This window comes from Kiloniella antarctica (assembly GCF_042682825.1).
GTDB classification, from domain to species: Bacteria; Pseudomonadota; Alphaproteobacteria; order Kiloniellales; family Kiloniellaceae; genus Kiloniella; species Kiloniella antarctica.
The window spans coordinates 899040-920009 of record NZ_JBHUII010000001.1; the positions used below are offsets into that span (position 1 = coordinate 899040).

The following is a 20970-nucleotide window of genomic DNA, read 5'->3' on the forward strand; positions in this document are numbered from 1 at the left end:
TACAATGGAAAAAAAGGACCTTTCCATGAAGCCTCTCGCTTTGATCATCGAAGATGAAATCGCCCTGACAACCTTGCTTCGCTATAACCTTGAAAAAGAAGGTTTTCGCGTTAACGAAGCTCATGATGGCGAAGAAGCTCTACTCCGTGCAAAAGAAGAAGCTCCAGATCTGATTTTACTAGATTGGATGCTTCCTTTGCTCTCAGGTATTGAGGTTTGCAGACAACTTCGTCGCTTGCCAGAAACCAAGGGTGTCCCGATCATCATGCTCACCGCACGCGGTGAAGAAACAGACAAGATCAGAGGTCTTGATTCTGGCGCAGATGATTATATGACCAAACCCTTTTCTCCTGCAGAACTCATTGCCCGTATTCGCGCCATCATGCGTCGCAGCAAGCCAGAAACAGTTACTGAAGCTTTGGCATTTGAAGACATAAATATGGACTTGGCAGCCTATAAGGTTTACCGCGGTGAGCGTGAAGTCCACCTCGGCCCAACCGAATTCAAACTGTTACGTCACTTGATGCAAAACCCAGGACGTGTCTTCAGCCGAGAACAGCTATTGGATTCAGTCTGGGGTCATGATGTGTACGTAGAGCCACGTACCGTTGACGTACACATCAGACGTCTGCGTAAAGTATTGAATGAAGGTCCCGAACTCGATCTTATTCGGACGGTACGATCCGCTGGGTACGCTCTGGATAGAGCCAAAGCCGCTTGACCCTTTGAAATCATATCAAAATTTCTAAAAAATGGCCGTGTTTATCACGGCCATTTTTTGCTTATAAGCCATTTTATGGTCTTATCTTTATTCTTTGTTTAGCAAGGCTTCATCACTCTAAGAGAATACAGAAGATAGTGCGAACACTACATAACTCATTGTTTTCTTGCACTCGATATGGATGACACCAACTCCTTCTGTTATCCTATCCTTCTAATCAAAATCTTAGAGGTAAGATCGTGAAGAATATCCATTTTCTGATCATAAGCAGTTTCATTTCCCTGTTTCTGCTTACCGGATGTGGTTCTCAACCAAAGTCCCAAGCCACGTCGGCTCAACCCTCGGCCACGGTTTCCTCCCCTAATGATACAGCTCAACAAGAAAATGCTTACTTTCTCACGGACAATAAAATGGCGCGTCTTGAAGCAAGGGAATATCCCTGGAGTGCGCTTGGTCGCCTAAATGTGGCAGGTCGCCACTTTTGTAATGGCGTGATGGTCGGCAAAAACAAACTTTTAGCTCCTGCTTCATGTCTCTATGATTTGGTAGAAGGCAGATGGTTTCAGCCAAAGGAAATGGTTTTTGTTGCGGGCTATCAAAGGGACGATTCAACAATTTTTTCTCCTGCTGAAAGTTACCAAATTGCACAAGGATTTGTTCCAAAGAATCAAAACTTGAAATCCATGCTCAATAACTGGGCACAGATCAGTCTCTCTCTCCCGCTCGGAGATCACACAGGATGGGTCGGTGTTCGCAATCAGGTAACCAGACAAGACCTGACTATGGTGGCGGGTTATCGCCGCGGATGGGAACATGTACAGGCACTTTTCCCTTTGTGTAATCCATCCGATACCCTCAAAAATAAGTGCCCCCAGCATAGTGATGGTCCCCTGAACCGTTATATCATAGAAGAAACTGGCCTCTCCCTCGCGCCAAATCATCCTATTTCTGCGCAAACCATCGCGCTTTGGAACTTACCAGCCTCACCGCAAGCCCCAACACAATTCAACTATGTCTCCCCGATTCCCAAAGATAGTGTGCAAAGGCTGCTGGTCGACTTGGGATATCTGGACCAAAGCTCAACCGAGATCTCGACGGCAACGTCAGAGGCTCAACAGGACCTTGGGGGTGCTCAAAATGGTCAGGCAGATATCAACACGCTCTATCTTCTCCTGAGAGAACTAAACCGCCTCCGCAATGGCAGCCCGTCATCATAAATTTGAGAACAAAGATATTGGACAACACGGATTTATAGTTCTGATTTTTGACTCTAGGACGCATAGGGCGGTAAAAGCCTTCACGACAGAGAACTGCATTAGGATGACTTTCCACAGTTTATTTGTCGATTCTTACATCAATTTTGCGAGTTAACATAGTGACGTTAATCCTGGCCCCGATGGAGGGGCTCGTCGATGCTCAAATACGCGCCGTTCTCACCGCCATCGGTGGGGTTGATCGCTGCGTGACCGAGTTTATCAGGGTTAACGATCTGGTCTTACCCCCAAAAATATTTTACCGTTTTGCCCCAGAACTACACAACAATGCCCGCACAGCTTCTGGCACGCCGGTGTCCATCCAGCTTCTTGGCAGCAATGCCCCTGTTATGGCTGAAACCGCGGCACTTGCGATCAAGCTGGGTGCACCAGCCATTGATCTCAATTTTGGCTGCCCTTCCAAAACCGTGAATAGAAACAAGGGCGGATCGGTCCTTCTTAAAGAACCAGAACTTATACATTCGATTATAAAAACCGTGCGAGAAGCGGTCCCCGAACATATCCCCGTCACGGCGAAAATGAGATTGGGATACGAAGACAAGTCTTTGGCACTGGATAATGCCTGGGCAATTCAAGACGCAGGTGCCACGGAGGTCTGCGTTCATGCCCGCACAAAAGTTGAAGGCTATAAACCGCCCGCCCATTGGGAGTGGATCGCCCGGATACGAGAAGCATTAAAAATCAACGTGGTCGCCAATGGGGATATTTGCTCTCTCGAAGATTACCTGCGCTGTCGGGAAATCAGCGGCTGTGAAGACGTTATGATCGGGCGTGGTCTAATGGCTTGGCCGGACCTTGCAATGGTCATTACCAACCACCGAAAAAATCAACCTCTTAATCCCATGGCGTGGGAACAGCTACTGCCTATTGTTCAAAATTTCTATTACGAAGCCAGCCAACAACTCCCCCCTAAACACGGTCCCGGTCGTCTCAAGCAGTGGCTTAAATTTTTAAGAAATCAATATCCCGAAGCACAAATACTGTTTGACGAAATCAGAAGTATAAAAGATCCACAGCTTATTACAGAGACTCTCAATTCTATGAGTTTGAGAAAAGCAGGTTAGGCCTTTTACTTACAACAGATGCCAAAACTGATTTTCAAGCGCCAATTGCAAGGATGAACATTTATTTAAAAACTCTTTCCAAAAGAGATTCTCTCTTTTGCCTTTTTTCTAAGCGTATCAAATACAAAACCATGAATATTGCAGGAATTCCCATTACCGACGCATACAGGAAAAATGTGGTGTAATCAGTGGCATCAACAATTAAACCTGAAAATCCGGAAAAGAACTTACCCGGCAATGTCATTATTGAACTAAACAATCCGTATTGTGTTGCTGTGAAACTTTTATTTACCAAGCTAGATAAGTAAGCGATGAAAGCTGTTCCTGCCAAACCAGCGGTAAAGTTGTCAGCACCGACAGTAAATGCAAGCACAGGCATGTTATGTCCAGCTTGAGCAAGAAATGCATAAAAAAGATTAGTTATGACCACTAGAACAGCGCCTAGTAAAATGAGCTGTAACATGCCCATCCTCATTAACAATGCACCACCAATATAAGCGCCTGCCATGGTCGCAAAAAAACCAAATACTTTTGTAACATCAGCAATTTCAGTCTTGCTATAGCCCAAATCAACATAAAGTGGGCCTGCCATATTGCCCATAACGATATCACTAATCCGATAAATACAGATGAAAACCAAAATAATTACCGCTGTAGATCTGTTTCGAGCAACAAACTCTGAGAAAGGTCTTCCTACTGTTCTATATGTAATTTCAGCAATATCTTTTACCGCGCCTCTACCCTTGGATAACCGATCTTGAAGAGTTACTTCCCACTCAAGTTGAGACTCTTCAGTGTTCGTTTCGATCACAGGCTCTCGCACGACGAAAACTGTTATAACTCCAACACTCATCAAAACGGCCATCGCCTGATATGTCGCGAACCATGAAGAGTATTCTGCCATATACAATGCCCCTGCACCGGCCACTAACGCGCCAAGACGCCACCCTAATTGATAGTTAGCCGCCATTGCTCCCTGGTGTTCTATGCCAATAGCCTCAATTCGATAAGCATCAAGCCCGACGTCTTGGGTCGCAGACGAAAAAGCAACAATCAGTGCGAATATCGCCATTTGAGCTAAATCTTGTGTAGGATCTGTCATCGACATTCCCACTAACCCAACGATAATTCCAACTTGACCAAGGAACATCCATGATCGTCTGCGTCCTAATCGTCCGAGTAATGGAAGGCGGTAATTGTCAGCAAGAGGCGCCCAAAGTACCTTTATTGAAAAAGCAATTCCAACCCATGCAAAAAAACCAATCTCCGAACGGGAAACTCCCGCTTCTCTGAGCCATACATTCAATGTTGAAAATATTAAGAGAAATGGCAGCCCAGCAGAAAACCCAAGAAATAACATTCCAAGCACTCTGGGGTGTAAGTAAATTTGGATAGATTCACCCCAAGTACGTTTCAGCTTGGTATTCTGCTCAGTCATTAATTCTCTTTCTTTGAAGCGTTATACGATTAGAGCGCTAGCATCAAAATTCATCACGTCTAATAGTTATTAACAATTCAGGCGATCATAAGTCACGCAACAATAATTTTCATATAAGGTATTTACCGCAGCTTATTAATTTCATCTATTTTTAAAAGAACCTCAATGTTACCCTTTTCAGCAAATATTTTACCTTCAAAGTTCAGGATTTTTTATTCATGTCAGACACATCCCCACAAGCTGTTGCCAAATTTCCGGCACCATCACTGGGTGAACTTACTGTTGATATGAAGCAATATTTTGACGACAACGGCGTTCTGGTTCTGGAAAATTTTGTATCCAAAGAGGCCTGTGAAAAACTTATGGCGCAGGCCGGGTCTATCGTTGAGGCCTTTGATCCCAATGAATTTCGGGCGATTTTTTCAACCACGAACAAAAGCCATGAAGGCAACACCTACTTTGAACAATCCGGCGATCAAATCCGATGTTTCTTTGAAGAAGATGCTTTTGATGACCACGGCAATTTGAAGCAAGAAAAGGCACTGTCAATTAACAAGATAGGTCATGCCCAACATGATCTTGATTCTGTTTTTTCGGCGTTTTCTCGGAATCCTGATTTGGCACAGGTCGCCAAAGATCTAGGTATGGAAAAGCCGCTACTCAGCCAGTCCATGTATATCTTTAAACAACCCCGCATTGGCGGTGAAGTCATTTGTCATCAAGACACGACCTTCCTCTATACCGAACCCCATTCATGTATCGGGATGTGGTTTGCCATGGAAGATGCGACCTTGGAAAATGGCTGTATGTGGGGTCTGCCAGGGTACCATAAAGCGCCCTTGAAAAAACGTCACTATCGTAATGCATCCGGCAAACTGATCACAGAAAAGCTTGATGACAGCCCGTGGCCCGAAGAAGACCGTGTTCCATTAGAAGTCAAACAAGGTTCATTGATCGTTCTACATGGCCAACTTCCACACCTTAGTGGGCCAAATACATCGGATAGATCCCGTCAAGCCTACACTCTTCACCTGATCGATGGTGCCTGTGACTACCCAGATACCAATTGGCTAACCCGCAGTGTAGATATGCCTTTTCGAGGCTTTAAATGAACCTAGTACGCCCTAATTATCTAGAAGTTATCGATGATCTAGATCTCAATATAGTTCTCAAAACCATTAATCATACACTTATTGGCACTCCACCGCTCATGATTGATGTTGCGAACAGTGACATAGATATTGCCTGTTATGCACAAAGTCCCAAAAAGCTCTATGGACATTTTTCTAAACACTATGGTTCATCAAAGAACTATCGTGCGCATTTTTTAGATAGCTCTCCCTGTATTACATTGATTATTAGTTTTGAGTTTTCAGACTGGGAGATTGAATTTTTCATCCAAAACCAGCCCCTCCATAAACAAAATGGGGTTCGGCATTTCAACATCGAAAAGCGCTTGCTCGCTATATTAGGAGAACCATTTAAAAAAGCTGTCATTGCTCTCAAAAATCAAAACATTAAAACGGAACCCGCTTTTGCACACCTACTTAATATAAAAGGCGATCCTTATGTTAACCTTTTGAAATTAGAAAATTTATCTGATCAACAACTTTCAATGCTTTATCAATCACATCTAAATTAACTTATAAAGATGTTGTTGTTTTCAGAAGTATGTAAAGGGTATGATCCCGTGAATTTATTTCTGTATTAACCAGCCTTACGTGTTTTTTAATAGCTGGTTTTAGGGGGTCTCTTGGACGAAGTGTTGTTGGTATTACTCGGTCTTGCCGTAATTTTCGGAGGCCCTATTCTTGCCTGTGTAGCTCTGACCAAAATAGGAGGCCTGCGCCGGGAGGTTACCTCTCTTAAATTGGCGATGAGAAAACTAGAACAGGTCAAAGAGGGATCGGCCGTGAGCCAACCTGAGCAGAGCCCGCAATCCCCAAAAACAGCCATGCCTTCGACTGAGGACCCGGCAAAACCGGCTGATATTCCAGATCCACAGAAATCTGTTCCAGCTTCTATTGATAAGGACCAAATAGAGGAAAGCCGGACACCACCGCTCGAAGAAGAACCTGTAACCCAAGAAACCTCAGAAGATCAACTACAAACCGACAGCATTGCCGCTTCGACAAAGCCTTCTGCCATTCCTTCCGTGTCCTCGTCTACACCCGAAAAAACTCAAAACAAAGAAAGCCCCTGGAAATCCTTTGAGGAAGCCTTTACCCGACAATGGTTGGTATGGCTTGGCAGTCTGACCGTTATGATCGGCGGTGTGTTTTTGATCAAATACTCAATTGAAAATGACCTGCTTTCTCCCGGATTTAGAATCACCATGGGCGTGCTCTTTGGTATTGCTTTAATGGTTGGTGGTGAGTGGTTACGCCGTCGCCCAGTTGAACTCGCCATCGCGGCGCTCAAGCCCAACCATGTGCCCCCTGCCCTTACCGCCGCCGGGCTCGCTATAACCTATGGCAGTATTTACTCGGCTTATGGCCTCTATGATTTAATCCCGCCGCTACTGGCCTTTATCCTGCTCACCCTCGTTGCTATCGCCGGACTGGGGCTGTCCCTGCTCCAGGGGCCGTTAATCGCGGCTATGGGCATGGCTGGTGCCTTTGTGATCCCGTTGCTAGTCAGCTCCGGAAATTCCTCGGCCTGGACGCTCTTTAGCTATCTGACCTTTATTACCGCTTCTGCCCTTGCGGTGGTACGCTATCAAAACTGGTGGTGGTTGGGCTGGATGTCGCTTGCCGGATCTCTGTTTTGGCAACTTGCCTGGTTTAGTACGATGTGGGAAAGCTCTGACGTCTATCCGCTCGCTTTGCATCAAATCCTGATCATCGGTCTCTTTATTGCGCCTCGGTACGAAGAATTCCTCAAATCAAACGCTGACCTAAAACACCCCTTCGATTTAGGGCGATTATCCCCTGAAAAGGTTCTGGGATTAAGCGCCATCCTCGGCGTTTTTGTTTTACAGCTGGTCTTGCTTTCATCTGACAGCTTTTCGACTCCATCTTTAATCTTTTACTTCCTAATCGCTGGGAGCATTGGATACGGTGCCTTTAGGTTAAACCACTTTGAAGCCCTTTTAGTGCCTTTGGCTCTTGTTGCCCTCTATATTGTGGCACGTTATCCCTTCCCGGGATCAATCGAACTCCCAGAAACTTTTTATGTCTCGGGGCAAGACGCGGGAACTCTGATTAATCCGATCATCCCGCCTGAGCTCAATTTCTATCTCTTGCTCTCAGCTTTCATCGCAGTAGTTGCCGCTGGCGTTGGTTTCAAAGGCCTTTCAAAAACTAAAACACCAGCCTATCTCGCTGCTCTCTCTGTTGCCGTTCCTTTTATAGCCTTACTGTTTGTCTATTTACGCATCAGCGCACTTGGCGCAGACCTCGGTTGGAGCTTTATTGCTTTGGTCTTGGCTGGCTTGGCCTTTGTGGCAGCAAAGGCCGTCTTACCCAAACGCGCAGATCCCGGCATGGAAGCTGCTCTTGGTATTTATGCACTGGCGGTACTCGCAGCTTTAGGTTTGGCCTTTGCCATCGCCTTTGAAAAAAGCGGTCTTACAATTGCCCTCGCCTTACTCCTACCTTCAGCTGGTTGGGTCGCGTCTCAAATTCGTATTCCCTTTATCAGGCCATGCGCCATATTTATTGCTGTTATCGTTGCCCTCAGGCTCACGGCAATGAACCACTTTGACCCCTTAGTTCCCCAAATAGAAATCGATGCCCTCTGGTTGCTATATAGCTTTGGCGTTCCCGCGATCGCCTTTGCCGTGGCTGCTTATTATTTCGTTCAGGAAAAGGACGATCAGCTTATTACCGTTTTGGAATCAGGGGCTTTAGCAATCGGGGTTGCTCTCGTCAGCTTGGAGATTAGGTATTTTGCCAACGACAACGATATCTACGCCCAGCATTACAGCCTGCTTGAACAAAGTCTCCAGTCCCTCGCCTGGTTGATCACGGGGGCATTCCTCTATTACCGCAATCGAACCACGCCCCGCCTCTTTAGTGAATGGGGTTCTAAAGTTCTACTGGGTGTGGCTGCTTTACAGATTTTGCTCATACAAAGTTTGTTTAATAACCCCGTTCTAACCAATGAGTTTGTTGGTAATTGGCCCCTCTTTAATACTCTCTCCCTCGCCTACTTACTACCGGGCCTGATCACAGTCTTTATCTACCGCGAAGCTCGCAACCAAAAACACTTCCAGCTCATGCCTTGGCTTGGCGGCACAGCCCTTGTTTGGGTCTTGATGGATATTACTCTTGAAGTTCGAAGAGTGTTCCACCCTGAAGCCATGGCATCAGGTGATATTCTCAATGCAGAAGGTTACAGCTATTCCGCTGCATGGTTGCTTTACGCAGGGTTATTACTTGCTGTTGGTATCTTCCGGGATATTTCTAAAGTCCGCCACGCCTCCCTCGCCCTCGTACTTCTGGTCACCAGCAAGGTCTTCTTGTGGGATATGGCAGCGTTAAGCGGCCTTTATCGTGTAGCCTCGTTCATCGGTCTTGGCCTGTGCCTGATCGGAGTTGGTTTTCTTTACCAGCGCTTTGTCTATCCGATTGGATCAGTGGCAACGGAGAACCCAGGAACGAATTAAATTTCTGGAAACAAATATATAAATTCAAGAATCGCCAAAACAATTTGAAAATATCAAAAATTGATGGATTCTCTAAAGTTTTGACATGAATATTTAGAACAAAACAAAAACGTTTGAAAAAAATAATTACGCTTAAGAAGTGTATTCTAAATCAAAACATTACCACCCCATAGTTAAGGTAATACTTGAATTTCCTCAAGGTATTTTGTTGTCAATTATTACACAAAATATGGTGTCAATACGCAAAATACTGATGACGACAACTATATATTGTGATTAAATTCTTGGTGTAGGTAACTCGTATCATATCTACACGAAAGCAAGGCCGGGGTAACAGCCCGGCCTTTACTCTATAACTCGCCGAAGTGTTTTGCCTCGAGAATTACATCTTAGTAGTGTACGAAAATCGCACACCAAGAAATAACATATTTCAAAATGTGCGCAAGTGGCAAATCATCATAGGCACTTTAAGAAGGATCACTCAGATGTCAAAAAAATTGACCCCTGAACAAATCGTTAAAGTACTTAAGTTGTTAAAACGTGGACTATATCAACATGAAATTGCGGCAATCTTTGATGTAAATCAAGGACGAATTTCTGAGATTAAAAATACATACACACTTGTTCGATCAAAACTTGGAACTGAAACACAGTTTCTTTTGATTTAATTCGCTTACAAAAAGGGCTGCTCGAGAGCAGCCCTTCTTTATTCATTGCTTAGCCTAAATAAGACTTAGCCAATAACTTCTTTCGAACGTGAGAAACGCTTCCGCTCATGCGCGATCAGATAGCGTTTACGCAGACGAATGGATTTTGGTGTGACTTCAACCAACTCATCATCTTGAATATAAGCAAGAGACTGTTCGAGTGAACGAATGCGTGGTGGCGTAAGCTTGATTGCATCATCCTTACCAGAAGCACGAACGTTTGTAAGCTGCTTGGCTTTTAGTGGATTGATTTCAAGATCGTTACTACGTGTGTGTTCACCAACGACCATGCCTTCGTAAAGGGCATCACCAGGGTTCACAAACATCAGGCCACGATCTTCTAGGTTCCACAAAGCGTAGGCAGAAGCTGCACCCGTACCGTTAGAGATCAGAACGCCCTGACGACGGCCTTGAATGGCGCCACGGTATGGACCAAAGCTATGGAACAGACGGTTCATGATACCTGTACCACGTGTATCCGTTAGGAATTCACCGTGATACCCGATCAAGCCACGTGATGGGGCTAGGAACGTAATGCGGGTTTTACCAGCACCTGAAGGACGCATATCAGTAAGTTCAGCTTTACGTTCGGCCATTTTTTCGACCACAACGCCTGAATGTTCTTCATCAACATCAATAACAACTTCTTCCATCGGCTCCATCGTGGTGCCAGATTCATCTTTGTGCATAAGTACACGTGGACGAGAAATCGAAAGTTCAAAGCCTTCACGACGCATGTTTTCAATCAAAACACCAAGTTGAAGTTCACCACGACCCGCAACTTCAAAACCATCTTTCGATTCGTTTTCCGTAATACGGATAGCAACGTTGCCTTCAACTTCACGACTTAGACGATCGCGGATCATACGACTGGTAACCTTGTCACCTTCGCGACCGGCCAAAGGCGAATCGTTAACAGAGAAAGTCATCGCCAGTGTCGGAGGATCAATCGGCTGTGCCTCAATACCTACTTCCACAGACATATCACAGATTGTATCAGCAACCGTCGCGTCTGGAATACCTGCAATAGCAACGATATCACCCGCACGGGCTTCGTTAACAGGGACACGTTTTAGACCATCAAAAGCCAAAAGTTTGGACAAACGACAATTTGGAATTGTTTTGCCATCAGCAGTGATAACTTTCACTGGCATGTTCACCTTAGCAATACCGGAGTGGATACGACCGGTCAGAATACGACCGAGGAAGTTATCCGCTTCAAGTGTGGTTGCCAACATAGAGAACGGCGCATCAACTTCTTCAGTCGGCGCAGGCAGAACATCAATCATCAACTTGAAGAGTGTGTCCATGTTCTCTTTTGGATCTTCAAGGTTGGTGATAGCCCAGCCTTGTTTCGCAGAAGCATAAAGAACCGGAAAATCAAGCTGGTCTTCAGTTGCGTCAAGGTTCACAAGCATATCAAAAACCTGATCCACAACCCAGTCAGGGCGCGCGTCAGCTTTGTCTGCTTTGTTGATAACAACAATTGGCTTCAGGCCACAGGCAAGAGCTTTGGATGTCACAAACTTGGTCTGTGGCATCGGGCCTTCTGCGGCATCAACCAGCAGAACAACACCATCAACCATGGAAAGGATACGCTCAACTTCACCACCGAAGTCGGCGTGACCTGGTGTATCAACGATATTGATACGGGTTTCTTTCCACGTAACAGACGTACACTTGGCAAGAATCGTGATACCACGTTCTTTTTCAAGATCATTGCTGTCCATTGCACGTTCATTGACCTTTTGGTGGTCGCTGTATGTACCAGATTGTTTTAGAAGCTCATCCACCAAAGTGGTTTTACCGTGATCGACGTGCGCGATAATCGCCACGTTACGAAGCGCTGTACTCATTGCCAAGTTCTCTCATGTATTAAGAGGGGCGACTGCGCCCCGCATTATCCTTCAGTCATCCAATGACGTGATCCTTATGATCTCGTCCTGATCGATACACCTGTATCAACTACTCTACGTAACCTATAAGGTCTGTAGCGCAGTCGTGTGACAGTGCGATGACCTACTTAAGTTTTTCCTCTACCAATTCCGCCAGAGACGTTTCCGGGCGGGCGCCAAAGTGGGAAATTACCTCGGCGGCTGCTATTGAACCGATCCGGCCACTGTCATAAAGACTGTAGCCGTTCGTGTATCCGTAAAGAAATCCTGCTGCATATAGGTCCCCTGCACCCGTTGTGTCAACCACCTGATCAACAGGAACGGCATCAACAACGTGAACTTCATCACCAGAACAGACCACAGATCCCTTTTCACTACGCGTAATTGCTGCGATAGAACAACAAGCTCTGACCTGTTGTAACGCCTCATCAAAGCTATCAACTTCAAATAGCGCCATAGCCTCTTCTTCGTTCGCAAAAAGGATATCTACGTAATTTTTAACCAAATCTAAAAAAGATTCGCGGTGGCGACCAACACAGAAAGAATCTGAAAGTGTTAGAGACACCTGACGACCGGCAGTTTGTGCGGTTTTTGAAGCATGAATAAAAGCTTTTTTAGCTTCTTCCGGATCCCAAAGATAACCTTCCATATAGGTTACCTTGGCAGAACGGATCATCTCTTCATCAATATCCTCAACTGTTAGGTTAACACATGCGCCGAGATAAGTATTCATAGAACGTTGTGCGTCTGGTGTTACAAAAATCAAACAACGTGCAGTAGAAGGGCCTTCTGTAGCAGGTGCCGTATTAAATTCAACACCACCCGCACGGATATCGTGACGGAAAATTTGTCCAAACTGATCATCACGGACTTTCCCGAAGTAACCACCCTTACCGCCCAGAGATGCGATACCAGCCATTGTGTTACCCGCAGAACCACCAGAGCGTTCGATGGCTGGGCCCATGATATCATAAAGAGCATCCGCACGATCTTGATCGATCAGGTTCATTGCGCCTTTGATAATGCCCTGTTCTTCAAGAAGCTTATCATCAGCTGTCGCGACGATATCTACAATCGCATTACCAATTCCAACAACATCAAGAGTAGCGTTTTCGCTCATGCGTGATTTCCGATTTATGACTTCCGGTACGTAAGCCCGGAGTGATTACAGACGTATTACAATTTGCGCGGAGTATAGCCACTTCCATTTTCTGGGCAAGCACAAAGCCGCAACGCACCTATGCGCAGTGCACACCTCTAGAAAAATCAAATTGTTTGTAAGGCCATGAATGGCTCTCGCTTAAGAAAGCCTCTTGCCCGATGAGGGATTTCAGACCAAAGTCACGCCGAAAGGGTTGGCGCCATGTCCAAGCTCTCCATATTCATTTAACGAAAAACCCAAAGGTATTCCCGTCGATGAACGGTTCTCTTAACAACGAAGAAAAAAGCACCGCCGCCTCAAACAGTGCGTCATCTGAACTACAATCACAGTTTCATCCTACGCTGCAACAAGAGACCACGATCGCGGACACAACACGACAAGGTATTCTTTTGGCCATTATCGCCATGGCCGCGTTTTCTTCAGGCGATGCCGTCGTAAAACATGTGGCACAGACATATCCCCTGCCCCAGTTGCTCTGGATCCGGTATTTGATTCTATCTGTGCTTGTCATCGGCATGGCCGTTTACCGCGAAGGCCCCGGTGGTGTGGTTAAGATAGTCCGTTCCAATAACCTATCTCTTCAGATCTTTCGCTCGATATTTCTCGTAGGAGAAGCCTTTCTTTTCACATTGAGCTTTAAGCTTCTTCCCATTGCCGATGTCCATTCCATCGTTGCTGTAGCACCAATATTTGTTACAGCGCTATCAGCGCTTTGGTTAAAAGAAAAAGTAGGATTGCGTCGTTGGTTAGCGGTGCTTATTGGTTTCGCAGGCGTAATGATTATCCTGCGCCCTGGTTTCGAAGGCTTTAATGAACTCTTCTTACTTCCCTTATTAGCCGCAATCGCCTTTGCTTTTTATCAAATACTTCTACGAATAAGCAGCCGCTATGATGACGGGCAGGTTTCCCAATTTTATACAGGGATTGTACCTCTTGTTGTCGTTACTTTTTTGGTACCCTTCTTTTGGGTACAACCAGATTTTTACGGGTGGATTGCTTTGATCGCAGGCGGCATCTTTATCAGCCTCGGCCATCTCTTCCTGATTTTTGCTTTTCAATACGCCACTCCATCAGCCGTCCAGCCCTTTAACTATACACTTTTGGTCTGGGCGACATTGTTTGGCTGGTTGTTTTACAAAGAACTACCCGATGAGTGGACCATCACCGGTGCCTTGATCGTTGTAGCCAGTGGCCTTTATACCCTTTATCGCGAGCGTAAACGTGCCACACGCCAATCTTAAAATTTTCGATATACCATATTGTATTTGAACAAAAAAAGAGGGGCCGATAGCCCCTTTTTTTATAATAAGGCAACCCCCATTATTTTAACCCGAGAACATCGCGCATGTCATAAAAGCCATTTGGTTTACCCTCTAACCAATTCGCCGCCTTAACAGCACCTCGAGCAAACACTTCACGATTTGTAGCCTTGTGACCAAGTTCAATCCGCTCGCCATCCGCAGCAAAAATTACAGAGTGATCTCCAACAACGTCCCCCCCGCGTAACGTTGCAAAGCCTATGTCTCCACGTTTTCTAGCCCCAATAATACCATCTCGGACTTTGTCCGCGACCTTATCTAGGTCAACCCCGCGTCCACTCGCAGCAGCTTCACCTAGCGCTAACGCCGTTCCAGAGGGCGAATCAATCTTATAGCGATGATGCATTTCAACCACTTCAATATCGTAGTCTTCATCAAGGGAGGCGGCGACCTGTTCAACAATGGACATCAAGAGATTAACACCCAAGCTCATATTACGCGCAAAGACGATCGATGTTTTAGACCCGGCAGTTTCTAGTTCCGCCACTTGCTCATTAGTCATCCCCGTCGTGCCAACAACAAGGGAACACCCGGTTTCAGCCGCAAGCTTAGCATGATTAAGAGTAGCTGTAGGCACTGAAAAATCGATCACTACATCACACGATGAAAACAGTGTTTTGGGGTTATCTCCAACCTTCACGCCGAGCGATCCGATTCCTGCCAGTTCCCCAAGATCCTTGTTCAGATCGGGACTTCCAGGAAGTTCTGTTCCGCCAGATACCGTGCAGTTCTCAGTGCGGCCAATGACCTCTGTCAACATACGACCCATTCGGCCCGCACAGCCAACGATCCCGATTTTGTTACTCATATCCAATTATCCCGTAAAGAAACACTGCCCAAGCGACACTTTGAAATGGTTAACAGCCATAACAGTTATGTCACATTTATCCAAGCCAGTACGTAAACTTAAAAGAGAGTAAGCTTTTGGCATCAAATCCAAGGCTTTTATCTATCCGTTAGCGCAACACGAATAGCAACCCCAAGCATTGCCATCGAAGCCAAAGTCCTGAAAGATCGCGCGATCCGTCCAGCGCCGGAAAAGAGAAACTTCATCTTCTCAGAGCAGAGGACAACCAAACTGATGATAAGCCCCGCATTCAATATGTGTATAGCCCCGTAAATCATAATCTGTTCTTGAAAATTTCCCATTTCCGGCTGTACAAACTGCGGTAGAAAGGAAATCATGAAGATAATAACCTTAGGGTTTGTGATATTGATTAACGCTGATTGAAGCACGACCTTCAAAACCGAATTTGTCTTTAAAGGTTTGTCTTTATCAACGCTAAGGTCTGCTTTCCCTGTCAAAACTTTCCAAGCAAGAAAACAAAGATATCCCGCACCGATCCATCGCAAAATTTCATAGGCGATTGCTGATTGTTGAATAAGTAGAGACAATCCGACCAAAGCAGCAACGAGATGCGCAAGAAGTCCCAAAGCGTTCCCCACAGGAATCCATAGCGATTTCCTCCACCCGTCCGATAAATTAATGGTGAGCGTGTAAAGCCAGGTTGGCCCAGGCGTTGCGGCAAGTAGCGTACTCGCCAACCAATAGGCCAAAAGATATTCGAGTGGCGGAAGCGTCATTTTCTTCTCAGGCTAAATTTATTCGCAGGCAGATTAGCAGAACAGGGCACTGATTCTACAAGAGATAATAATTCGTATAAAAAAAGGCCTGCGGAATCGTTACAATTCCAACAGGCCTTTTAAAATAACTAAACTTGGATCAACTTGATCAATTTATTCGGTCAGGTCTTCCCAAAATTCTTTCACACGTTTGAAAAAACCGGAGCTCAGAGGTGAGTTATCAGCTTCTTCGCCTTCAAACTCTTTCAACAGTTCCTTTTGACGTTTCGTCAAATTAACGGGTGTTTCAACAGTAACTTCAACGTACATATCACCGCGAGAACTTGATCGAAGAACAGACATCCCCTTACTACGCAATCGGAACTGCTGTCTGCTCTGCGTACCTTCTGGAATAGTAACCTTCGCACGTCCCCCATCAATCGTCGGGACTTCGACGCTGCCACCAAGGGCAGACTTCGTCATAGAGATCGGAACTCGGCAATAGATATCAGCGCCTTCGCGCTGGAAAATTCGATGGGGCTCTATCGACAAGAAGATATAAAGATCCCCTGGAGTTCCACCGTGGTTACCAAGCTCACCTTCACCAGCCAAACGAATGCGATTGCCTTCTTCTACACCAGCTGGAATGTTGACCTGCAGAGTTTTTTCCTGCTCAACACGGCCGGAACCATGACAATTACCACAAGGGTTTTCAATAACTCGACCAACACCCTGACAACTGTGACAGGTCCGTTCAACAGTGAAGAAGCCCTGTTGCATGCGCACACGACCATTACCTTTACAGGTACCACACGTTACAGGAGTTGAACCCTTTTCTGCGCCGCTGCCGTCGCAAGAATCACAGGAAATAGCACTTGGAATTTTAATTTCCGCTTGTTTGCCTTTGTAAGCATCTTCAAGCGAAATTTCCATGTTATAACGAAGATCACCACCGCGCTGGGCACCACCAGCTTGTCGGCCACCGCCACCAAAACCACCGAACATTTCTTCGAAAATATCAGCAAAGCCACCGCCACCAAAGCCGCCACCGCCGCCGCCAGCACCAGGGCCGCCGTTTTCGAAAGCTGCATGACCATAATTATCATACGCCGCGCGCTGTTGTTCGTCTTTGAGAATACCATAAGCTTCGTTCAATTCTTTGAACTTTTGCTCTGCCTCAGCATTATCCGGATTGCGATCCGGGTGATATTTCATGGCTAATTTTCGATAAGAGGCTTTCAGCTCTTTGGCATCAGCCGAGCGTGAAACACCTAGTATCTCGTAGAAATCCCTTTTGGACATCAGTACGATTTTCCCTCAATAAGAAGGTGAAAAGGGGCTGGCTTACGCCAACCCCTTAAAGTTCAAAACCGCGTTAAGCGCTTTTGCTGTTCTTGTCGTCGTCAACTTCTTCGAAGTCAGCGTCAACCACACCGTCATCTGCTTCTGCTTCCGGCGCACCAGAGGCATCATCGCCTTCAGCACCAGCTTGATCAGCATAAAGTGCCTCACCAAGCTTCATAGAGGCCTGACCAAGTGCTTCGGTTTTCGCTTTGATGTCTTCTACATCATCGCCTTCCAGAGCAGTCTTCAGCTCAGCAATCGCAGCTTCGATAACAACTTTCTCTTCGTCTGAGATTTTGTCACCAACTTCACCAAGAGTTTTTTCGGTCTGATGGATCAAACCTTCAGCCTGATTTTTGGTTTCAACAGCTTCACGTTTTGCTTTGTCTTCATCAGCATTCGCTTCAGCGTCACGGACCATTTGGTCGATATCAGCGTCACTCAAGCCGCCAGAAGCTTCGATACGAACAGACTGTTCTTTACCAGTCGCTTTATCTTTAGCTCCAACGTTAACGATACCATTGGCATCGATATCGAAAGTAACCTCAATCTGTGGCACACCGCGTGGTGCACTTGGGATACCTTCAAGATTGAACTGACCCAGAATTTTATTGTCTGCAGCCATTTCACGCTCACCTTGGAAAACGCGAATGGTCACAGCACTCTGACTGTCTTCAGCCGTAGAGAAAGTCTGGCTCTTTTTCGTTGGGATCGTTGTGTTACGATCGATCAACTTGGTCATAACGCCACCAAGTGTTTCAATACCGAGAGACAACGGTGTCACGTCAAGAAGAAGAACGTCTTTCACTTCACCCTGTAAAACACCAGCTTGAATAGCAGCGCCCGTTGCAACAACTTCATCAGGGTTCACACCACGGTGTGGCTCTTTCCCAAAGAAGTTCTTAACGGTATCGTGAACTTTAGGCATACGGATCATACCGCCGACCATGATGATTTCATCAATCTCGGCAGCTTTAACTCCAGCGTCTTTCAGAGCCGCTTTAACAGGGCCCATTGTACGTTGAATCAGATCATCAACAAGCGCTTCTAGTTTAGCACGTGTAAGCTTAACGTTAAGGTGCTTTGGACCCGATGCATCAGCTGTGATGAACGGAAGGTTTACTTCCGTTTGAGTAGAAGAAGACAGTTCAATTTTTGCTTTTTCAGCAGCTTCTTTCAAGCGCTGTAGAGCAAGTGTGTCTTTACGCAGGTCTATGCCCTGCTCTTTTTTGAACTCATCAGCCAAATAACCAATGATACGGCCATCAAAATCTTCACCACCGAGGAAGGTATCACCATTGGTAGATTTTACTTCGAAGACACCGTCGCCAATTTCAAGCACGGAAACATCGAAAGTACCACCCCCAAGGTCATAAACAACAACAGTACCAGTGCCTTTTTTCTCCATACCATAAGCAAGAGCAGCAGCAGTCGGCTCATTGATGATACGAAGAACTTCAAGCCCAGCAATCTTACCGGCATCTTTCGTTGCCTGACGCTGTGAATCGTTGAAGTAAGCAGGAACAGTGATAACAGCTTTGGTAACAGGCTCGCCAAGATAGCTCTCAGCTGTCTCTTTCATTTTTTGCAAAATGAATGCAGAGATTTGGGATGGGCTGTATTTTTCGCCATTAGCTTCGACCCAAGCATCGCCGTTATCAGCTTTAACGATCTTGTATGGAACAAGGTCCATATCTTTTTTCGTAAGCGGATCGTTAAAACGGCGACCAATGAGGCGCTTGATAGCGAAGAGAGTATTTGTTGGATTTGTAACAGATTGACGTTTTGCAGGAAGGCCAACAAGGCGTTCCTCTGCAGTAAAGGCAACCATAGAAGGTGTTGTACGTGCACCTTCAGCATTTTCAATAACACGGACGTCTTTACCGTCCATAATAGCGATACAGGAGTTTGTTGTTCCTAGATCAATACCAATAACTTTGCTCATGTCTTTCCTCACACTTAATTTAGCAAACCGATTTGGCAGCCTTGTTGGCAAGCACTGCCGGGCTGGTCCCTTTAAGGGATGAAGTCCATTTATTCGGGCTCAGGCACTATATATGCAGCCAATGCACGGACTGCAAGAAGCAATATGCTTAAAAAAATAAGGTTTTTAAGAAAATCAGCATCGCGTTACAAAACAAAGGTAATTAGTTACGGTGTCTGACAAAGGCATTCAGCACTTTTGAGTAAGAGACAAAAAAGCCTCGAGGACACCAAATAAAATGAACCTAAAAGACAACAAGAAGTCAGATTCCCAACGACAATCCGAACCTCGAAGTAACCACCGAGGCAACTCTCTAGCCAGTCCTTCAATACGAAAAATGGTGAAGTGGATCGCCGCCGGCGATGTTTTTTTTGGAATTATCGTCATGCTGGTTGGCTATTATAAATTTAATGCCGGATCCGTTCAGTGGTTCGGTTTTACCGTCGCCATCATTGGCGGGTTATTATTCCTAACCATACGACTGCTCGAAAAAAGAGATGTCAGAAAAATTAACTAGTGCGTAGGTGTCATGATTCCAGGCTTTAAATATTTTCCCGAATATCTGAATAAAGACGAGCAAAAGTCACTGCTTGAAAAACTGCGTAATAAAATTCAACAGAATCCTCTTTTCGAACCGCAAATGCCAAGTACAGGAAAACCTTTTTCTGTAAAAATGACAAACTTTGGTTCTCTAGGATGGGTTTCGGATAAAAATCAGGGTTATCGCTACCAAGCAACACATCCGTCAACAAAAAGTCCCTGGCTACCCATTCCCGATATTTTATTGAAACTTTGGAATGACCTTGCAGACTATCCTGAAGAACCAGAATGTTGTTTATTAAACTATTACCACAACGAAAAATCAAAAATGGGCCTGCACCGTGATGAAGATGAAGAAGATCAAATCGCGCCAGTATTTTCTTTATCACTTGGCGATACCGCCATGTTTAAAATCGGTGGCTTGACTCGAAAAGGACCATCCAATTTTATTAAACTCGCATCTGGAGATGTTGTCATACTTGGAGGGAAAGCGAGAAAAGCTTACCATGGTGTTGATCGGATTCTTCATGGCTCAAGCCAGCTTTTAAAACATGGCGGCAGAATCAATCTCACCATGCGAAGAGTAACGCCTCCTAAGATCCACACCCTCTAGGACACAAAAAAAGCCGATACATAATATGTATCGGCTTTTTCAAATCATCAGCAAAAATATTTAAGCTGTTGTATCTACTTTTTCCGCACCGGCAGCGGGGCCACCCTTGGCAACACCAACACGAGCCGGACGCAACAAACGATCATGGAGTCGGAAACCAGGCTGAATAACCTGAACGATAGTACCTTCAGGCTGAGAAGGGTCTGGAACTTCGAAAAGAGCTTCATGGCTATGAGGGTCCATTTTAGCACCAAGAGCTTCTACTTCGGTAATGTTATGACGGCTAAAAACTTTCAACATTTCGCGATTGGTCATATCAATGCCATCACGTAAGTTCTTAAGATCCTCATTACCTTCTGCGGTTTCTTCAGACACAGACAACAATGCGCGTTGCAAATTATCCATCACACCGATCAGGTCCGTCACCAATTTTTGTGGTGCATATTTTACGGTATCTTCTTTTTCCCGACGTGTACGACTGCGAAGGTTTTCCATTTCCGCCATAGTCCGCAACAATTTGTCGGTTAGCTGTGCATTTTGAGCATCAAGTTCTGCAACTCTAACAGCATCAGAAGTACCAGCCTCTTCGACAACGTCTTCAGACGTTTCGCCTTCGGATGTTTCCTCAGCGACCAGATCGTCAGGAATCTGATCTTCGGCAACACCATTTTCTTCCGGATTTATCTTTTCCGCTTCGGTCATTTTCCGTAAACCAATCTATATCTTAAGTTACCATC

General features: G+C 45.5%; 17 protein-coding genes. 9 read left to right on the plus strand and 8 right to left on the minus strand.

The window, feature by feature from the left end; translation table 11 throughout:
* The first annotated feature begins 4 nt into the window (after positions 1-4).
* From phoB to ACFSKO_RS04290, 3 genes are all read left to right on the plus strand, one after another.
* Positions 5-721, plus strand: a complete 717-nt coding sequence (phoB, locus tag ACFSKO_RS04280; protein WP_380248756.1) for a phosphate regulon transcriptional regulator PhoB — start codon at positions 5-7, stop codon at positions 719-721.
* Positions 722-960: 239 nt separating this feature from the next.
* The gene (locus tag ACFSKO_RS04285) at positions 961-1938 is read left to right on the plus strand and encodes a hypothetical protein (protein ID WP_380248758.1); all 978 of its coding nucleotides are present in this window, start codon (positions 961-963) and stop codon (positions 1936-1938) included.
* A gap of 158 nt (positions 1939-2096) precedes the next feature.
* Positions 2097-3059 carry a tRNA dihydrouridine synthase gene (locus ACFSKO_RS04290; protein ID WP_380248760.1) on the plus strand — a complete coding sequence of 321 codons (963 nt, stop codon included), beginning with the start codon at positions 2097-2099 and terminating at the stop codon, positions 3057-3059.
* Between the two features lie 61 nt (positions 3060-3120).
* Here ACFSKO_RS04290 and ACFSKO_RS04295 read toward each other — a convergent pair whose 3' ends face one another.
* The gene (locus ACFSKO_RS04295) at positions 3121-4497 is read right to left on the minus strand and encodes an AmpG family muropeptide MFS transporter (protein WP_380248761.1); all 1377 of its coding nucleotides are present in this window, start codon (positions 4495-4497) and stop codon (positions 3121-3123) included.
* Between the two features lie 218 nt (positions 4498-4715).
* On the opposite strand from ACFSKO_RS04295, the gene ACFSKO_RS04300 reads away from it, so the two are divergent.
* The 3 genes from ACFSKO_RS04300 (at position 4716) to ACFSKO_RS04310 (ending at position 9106) form a co-directional block, all read left to right on the plus strand.
* Positions 4716-5609 carry a phytanoyl-CoA dioxygenase family protein gene (locus tag ACFSKO_RS04300; RefSeq protein ID WP_380248763.1) on the plus strand — a complete coding sequence of 298 codons (894 nt, stop codon included), beginning with the start codon at positions 4716-4718 and terminating at the stop codon, positions 5607-5609.
* Positions 5606-6139 carry a DUF4269 domain-containing protein gene (locus ACFSKO_RS04305; protein ID WP_380248765.1) on the plus strand — a complete coding sequence of 178 codons (534 nt, stop codon included), beginning with the start codon at positions 5606-5608 and terminating at the stop codon, positions 6137-6139. Before ACFSKO_RS04300 ends, ACFSKO_RS04305 begins: the two co-directional genes overlap by 4 nt.
* Before the next feature lie 120 nt (positions 6140-6259).
* On the plus strand, positions 6260-9106 hold the full coding sequence (locus tag ACFSKO_RS04310; protein ID WP_380249436.1) for a DUF2339 domain-containing protein: 2847 nt from the start codon (positions 6260-6262) through the stop codon (positions 9104-9106).
* 733 nt (positions 9107-9839) lie between these two features.
* On the opposite strand, the gene typA is transcribed toward ACFSKO_RS04310, so the two are convergent.
* Together typA and ACFSKO_RS04320 are read right to left on the minus strand one after the other, a co-directional pair.
* On the minus strand, positions 9840-11669 hold the full coding sequence (gene typA / locus ACFSKO_RS04315) for a translational GTPase TypA (RefSeq protein ID WP_380248767.1): 1830 nt from the start codon (positions 11667-11669) through the stop codon (positions 9840-9842).
* Between the two features lie 163 nt (positions 11670-11832).
* Positions 11833-12828 (minus strand): adenosine kinase, encoded by a 996-nt coding sequence (locus ACFSKO_RS04320; RefSeq protein WP_380248769.1) that lies wholly within the window; start codon positions 12826-12828, stop codon positions 11833-11835.
* 296 nt (positions 12829-13124) lie between these two features.
* On the opposite strand from ACFSKO_RS04320, the gene ACFSKO_RS04325 reads away from it, so the two are divergent.
* A complete protein-coding gene (locus ACFSKO_RS04325) occupies positions 13125-14111 on the plus strand; it encodes a DMT family transporter (protein WP_380248771.1) in 987 nt (328 codons plus the stop codon).
* Between the two features lie 79 nt (positions 14112-14190).
* On the opposite strand, the gene dapB is transcribed toward ACFSKO_RS04325, so the two are convergent.
* The 4 genes from dapB to dnaK form a co-directional block, all read right to left on the minus strand.
* The gene (gene dapB, locus ACFSKO_RS04330; protein ID WP_380248773.1) at positions 14191-14997 is read right to left on the minus strand and encodes a 4-hydroxy-tetrahydrodipicolinate reductase; all 807 of its coding nucleotides are present in this window, start codon (positions 14995-14997) and stop codon (positions 14191-14193) included.
* Positions 14998-15134: 137 nt separating this feature from the next.
* Positions 15135-15773, minus strand: coding sequence for a LysE family translocator (locus ACFSKO_RS04335; RefSeq protein ID WP_380248775.1), 639 nt, complete (start codon positions 15771-15773; stop codon positions 15135-15137).
* 153 nt (positions 15774-15926) lie between these two features.
* The gene (gene dnaJ / locus ACFSKO_RS04340) at positions 15927-17054 is read right to left on the minus strand and encodes a molecular chaperone DnaJ (protein ID WP_380248777.1); all 1128 of its coding nucleotides are present in this window, start codon (positions 17052-17054) and stop codon (positions 15927-15929) included.
* A gap of 73 nt (positions 17055-17127) precedes the next feature.
* Positions 17128-19041: a molecular chaperone DnaK gene (gene dnaK / locus ACFSKO_RS04345; protein WP_380248779.1), complete on the minus strand. Its 1914-nt coding sequence runs from the start codon at positions 19039-19041 to the stop codon at positions 17128-17130.
* Between the two features lie 277 nt (positions 19042-19318).
* On the opposite strand from dnaK, the gene ACFSKO_RS04350 reads away from it, so the two are divergent.
* Complete coding sequence (locus ACFSKO_RS04350; protein WP_380248781.1) at positions 19319-19597, plus strand: hypothetical protein; 279 nt, start codon at positions 19319-19321, stop codon at positions 19595-19597.
* Positions 19598-19609: 12 nt separating this feature from the next.
* The gene (locus ACFSKO_RS04355) at positions 19610-20233 is read left to right on the plus strand and encodes an alpha-ketoglutarate-dependent dioxygenase AlkB family protein (RefSeq protein ID WP_380248783.1); all 624 of its coding nucleotides are present in this window, start codon (positions 19610-19612) and stop codon (positions 20231-20233) included.
* Positions 20234-20293: 60 nt separating this feature from the next.
* On the opposite strand, the gene grpE is transcribed toward ACFSKO_RS04355, so the two are convergent.
* Positions 20294-20935: a nucleotide exchange factor GrpE gene (gene grpE / locus ACFSKO_RS04360; protein ID WP_380248785.1), complete on the minus strand. Its 642-nt coding sequence runs from the start codon at positions 20933-20935 to the stop codon at positions 20294-20296.
* Between the last annotated feature and the right edge of the window lie 35 nt (positions 20936-20970).

What these genes read in the sequence shown, in the direction of transcription:
- ACFSKO_RS04305 (WP_380248765.1), top strand. Translation starts at nt 5,606, where the DNA reads ATGAACCTAGTACGCCCTAATTATCTAGAAGTTATCGATGATCTAGAT.
- phoB (WP_380248756.1), top strand. Translation starts at nt 5, where the DNA reads ATGGAAAAAAAGGACCTTTCCATGAAGCCTCTCGCTTTGATCATCGAA.
- grpE (WP_380248785.1), bottom strand. Translation starts at nt 20,935, where the DNA reads ATGACCGAAGCGGAAAAGATAAATCCGGAAGAAAATGGTGTTGCCGAA.
- ACFSKO_RS04350 (WP_380248781.1), top strand. Translation starts at nt 19,319, where the DNA reads ATGAACCTAAAAGACAACAAGAAGTCAGATTCCCAACGACAATCCGAA.
- ACFSKO_RS04335 (WP_380248775.1), bottom strand. Translation starts at nt 15,773, where the DNA reads ATGACGCTTCCGCCACTCGAATATCTTTTGGCCTATTGGTTGGCGAGT.
- dnaK (WP_380248779.1), bottom strand. Translation starts at nt 19,041, where the DNA reads ATGAGCAAAGTTATTGGTATTGATCTAGGAACAACAAACTCCTGTATC.
- ACFSKO_RS04355 (WP_380248783.1), top strand. Translation starts at nt 19,610, where the DNA reads ATGATTCCAGGCTTTAAATATTTTCCCGAATATCTGAATAAAGACGAG.
- ACFSKO_RS04295 (WP_380248761.1), bottom strand. Translation starts at nt 4,497, where the DNA reads ATGACTGAGCAGAATACCAAGCTGAAACGTACTTGGGGTGAATCTATC.
- ACFSKO_RS04325 (WP_380248771.1), top strand. Translation starts at nt 13,125, where the DNA reads ATGAACGGTTCTCTTAACAACGAAGAAAAAAGCACCGCCGCCTCAAAC.
- dapB (WP_380248773.1), bottom strand. Translation starts at nt 14,997, where the DNA reads ATGAGTAACAAAATCGGGATCGTTGGCTGTGCGGGCCGAATGGGTCGT.
- ACFSKO_RS04320 (WP_380248769.1), bottom strand. Translation starts at nt 12,828, where the DNA reads ATGAGCGAAAACGCTACTCTTGATGTTGTTGGAATTGGTAATGCGATT.
- typA (WP_380248767.1), bottom strand. Translation starts at nt 11,669, where the DNA reads ATGAGTACAGCGCTTCGTAACGTGGCGATTATCGCGCACGTCGATCAC.
- ACFSKO_RS04300 (WP_380248763.1), top strand. Translation starts at nt 4,716, where the DNA reads ATGTCAGACACATCCCCACAAGCTGTTGCCAAATTTCCGGCACCATCA.
- dnaJ (WP_380248777.1), bottom strand. Translation starts at nt 17,054, where the DNA reads ATGTCCAAAAGGGATTTCTACGAGATACTAGGTGTTTCACGCTCGGCT.